The organism is Psychromonas arctica, from assembly GCF_038155225.1.
GTDB classification, from domain to species: domain Bacteria; phylum Pseudomonadota; class Gammaproteobacteria; order Enterobacterales; family Psychromonadaceae; genus Psychromonas; species Psychromonas arctica_B.
On record NZ_JBAKBA010000082.1, the window covers coordinates 1 to 3,698 of the forward strand.

The 3,698-nt window shown below is 36.7% G+C and carries 2 protein-coding genes; one reads left to right on the forward strand and one right to left on the reverse strand.

What is annotated here, in order from left to right:
* Positions 1–266: 266 nt before the first annotated feature.
* Complete coding sequence (locus V6255_RS17835) at positions 267–1,346, reverse strand: polysaccharide lyase family 7 protein (RefSeq protein ID WP_341629356.1); 1,080 nt, start codon at positions 1,344–1,346, stop codon at positions 267–269.
* 717 nt (positions 1,347–2,063) lie between these two features.
* On the opposite strand from V6255_RS17835, the gene V6255_RS17840 reads away from it, so the two are divergent.
* The gene (locus V6255_RS17840) at positions 2,064–2,840 is read left to right on the forward strand and encodes a DUF1223 domain-containing protein (protein WP_341629357.1); all 777 of its coding nucleotides are present in this window, start codon (positions 2,064–2,066) and stop codon (positions 2,838–2,840) included.
* Positions 2,841–3,698: the final 858 nt, after the last annotated feature.

Below are 3,698 nucleotides of genomic sequence, written 5' to 3' on the forward strand. Positions count from 1 at the left end.
AAAATTACCCCTAACTGCGTTGTGAGTTTTGAAGTGAGAACAACTATCTCCTACAGCTCACGCCTTATTAGCGTTAATTTTTCCTGCGCAATCTCAGATCACTTATTTAATTCCATTAGTATTAGGGTGATTGGTATTAGGGTGATTGGTATTATTTACTTTCATTAAATAGTAGATATAAAAAGCCATCAATGGTCAAGTTATCTCACTAAATGAGGCTCTTTAGGTAGACGGCTTTTAAAATACTTAGTTGATAGGTTAATAACTTACTTATTGGGTGCCTCAGAAGGGCTGAGCTCGATTTTGAAGAAAGTCGCTTGCACGTAATCTCCATTTACTTTATCAATCGACCAATCACCTGAGCCAGGACAATTCGTGTACCATATTCCCGGTGCATCTTTACTACTACACTGATTATAGGCACCAGCTTTGAAATAAAACCAATCTTTTTGATAGCCATTAGGATTATCCAATGTGTCTGCTTTACCGTAAGCATTAATATTATTTGATAAATCAATTTCATACTTAACGTCAGTCTGATTATTGGTCGTGAAAGTGAGGTACATAATATTGTCGTGAACATTAATAACGTAGCTAAACTCTTCCCCTAACGCGATACCTTTCTCACCAGGTTCATCAGGATTTTCCCACGTATTTCCCCAAACAGGGTAGGCAACATCAGTACGGTTTGGATCTCTTTTAGGTAAGTTTTTTTCGTAGGTCCAAAAAACAGAACCCGTTGCATGGTTTGGCCATTTTTTATAATAAATTTTAATCGGTTCATTACCCCAACCAAAGGCGTCATCGGTGTTATATAACAGATTATCATCTTTCCCTGCATGTATTTGCCCAACAACAACTGAGTAAGCTGGTGGCTTATTCGGATAGCCTGCATGCACAGAAACAGCATCTACTTTTAATGTCGCTTCTAATTTACCGCCTATATCAGCAAATTTTTTTGCATTAGGATTAGCCGCAAGTGCGAAATTATTACGTTTAGACTTCGGATCGCCTCCATAATCGCCACTCATCATTTGCCTAAACTCACTACGTGTATTCGTTGAACCACCTGTTGTTGCTGCCTTGTTTGGCGCCGAAAAGACAACACCACGTTCAGCAATCGCATAGAAGAAATTAGGATCGTAAAAAGAGTTAATACTACCGATATCAACTTCTCTCGCTTTGCCGCTATTACCTTCTAACGGAAGCGTTATTTTCCAATAACTCAAATCGATAATATCAGCAGGCAATACACCGCTAGCGGGAGGCGGAAGAGCACAACTAGAGAGAAGTAATGATACGCTGATACTGGTAAACAAATATTGAAGAGGTGATATACGCTTCATAGAGACTTCCTAATTAAATACACGTTATTGATAACTAAAATACAAGAATAACCTTAAAGCTTCTTTTATTTGCATTACAATAATATTTATTGTGATGTTAATCTCTCAAAATAAATATATAGGCGATTGATAAATAAGAGGTAACATGAGTGATTTGTGATATTTATATAAACTACTTCCTACCTTAATAGTCTTAAATTCATGCTTAAACTTACTAGAGCCGTCATCGATTTAGAAAAACTCAATCAGGGAGAGTGGATGTAGTCAAATCGAATGATCTTTTTGTATAAGCAATTGATTTTAAATGTTTTTGTTTTAAATTTTCTAGCTTTGAGTTAGAAGATAAATTAATTGGTTGTGAAAGTTAGAGGCAGAAATTGTAGCCAGATTGAGTAATTTTTTATCGTTAACTTTAAGCCGTTTATCACATCAACATTGCCGTTAAATTAGTCATTTTTTATTTTTAATGAAATCAAATGCCTTCCTGCTTGGTCTATTAAACGTGACATCAAAGATTTTAATCAAACACGATCATGTTCAATCAAATAAATATCGATTGAATTGCATTTATTTTACATATTTCGGTTGGGTTTAGTTTTTGTTAACTGGGAAATTTAAAATAAAGATCTGACTGCATCTTTTAAGTCTATTTAAGCATTTCAATAGAAAAATGAAGTGAAAAATAAGTTAAATCTTCTCGTTATGAAAGAGGTCGTTATGAAAAAATTAATTACATCTGGTTTGTTAACCATTGCTATATTTGGCCAACAACATGTATTAGCCGAAACGTTTAATAGCGGAGTCGATTCTGTTGCGTTAGTTGAACTTTTTAGTTCTGAAGGCTGCCATTCTTGCCCACCTGCCGATGAAAAATTGAGTCAGTTGTTGGATAGCCCACAATTATTTAAAAAATTCGTTCCTGTCGCTTTTCATGTCGATTATTGGGATAGATTAGGCTGGAAAGACCCCTTTGCGACTCCGGAATATACCACTAGGCAATATAACTTGTTATCAGAAAGTGGTCGTAGAGGTGCTTATACACCAAATTTCATTATTTCGGGTAATGAATGGAAAGGTTTCTTTAGAGGGCGCTCTATAGAAAGTGGCGTAGATTCCTTTGCAAAAAACTCAATTGGTAATTTAAAAATAGATTATCAAGCATCAGATTCTCAACACGAAGTTAAAGCAGTTTTTTCGCCTGACAAAGAATTTATTGCTGATAAAAATAAGCCATTGATTTTATCTGTTGCACCATTAGGTATGGGGCTAAAGAGTGATGTGAAACGTGGTGAAAACAGTAATAAGCAACTACACCATGAATTTGTGGCGTTAGATTGGCAAAAAATTCCGATGACATTTGAAAATAATCAATGGGTAGCGACGTTGAATTTATCTAAAGGGGCACATAAAGAACAAGCACAGGCGATTAGCGCATGGGTAAGTAAAGAGAACAGTTTAACTCCTATTCAAGCTGTAGGGGGTTATATCAAGTAATATTTTATGGGCGTTGGCTTGAATTTCTTTTTTAATTCGTCTGCGCTCGTCTCGTCAGCTTAAATATTATTTACAGTGTTTTCGCCTTGTCGGCGACTCTACTTTTTCTTATCAGATGAAACTTTTTACCCACAACACGCAAAAAGACTGACACCGAATCACTTTCTAATCCAAACAATGGCTATATTGTTTATTTCGGGTTCTGGCTCGTCTTTGCTCGTCCGGTCAGTTTGAATATTATTTACAGTGTTTTCGCCTTGTCGGCGACTCTACTTTTTCTTGTCAGAAGAAAAAGTAAGCAAAAAGACTGACCTCCGATTCGTTTTTTAATCTGAACCAATAACTGCCTTCTTTACGCACCGCTCATACGCCACATCCCTGTGGCGAGCTGAGCTAGCAACGGCATCCATGCCTAACCTTGCTAAAGGCATTTCTTGTTTCAGAAAAACGAGACGGAGTGGCTTGTTGTAACCACATTGAGTAATGTTTTATCGTAACTAATTGATATTTCTTAACGCAATGAGTGGGGTCCACAACTTATTAGTGTTTTTAATTCGTCTACGCTCATCCAGTCAGTTTGAATATTATTTACAGTGTTTTCGCCCTGTCTGCGACTCTACTTTTTCTTGTCAGAAGAAAAAGTAAGCAAAAAGACTGACCTCCGATTCGTTTTTTAATCTGAATAAATTACAGCCTTCTTAACGCACCGCTCATACTCGACATCCCTGTCTCGAAATGAGCTAGCAACGGCATCCATGCCTTAAGCTTGCTAAAGTCTGAAATTGATTCAGAAAAACGAGACGGAGGAACTTGTCGCAGCCACATTGGGTAAGAGATTATCGTAACTGATTGATATTT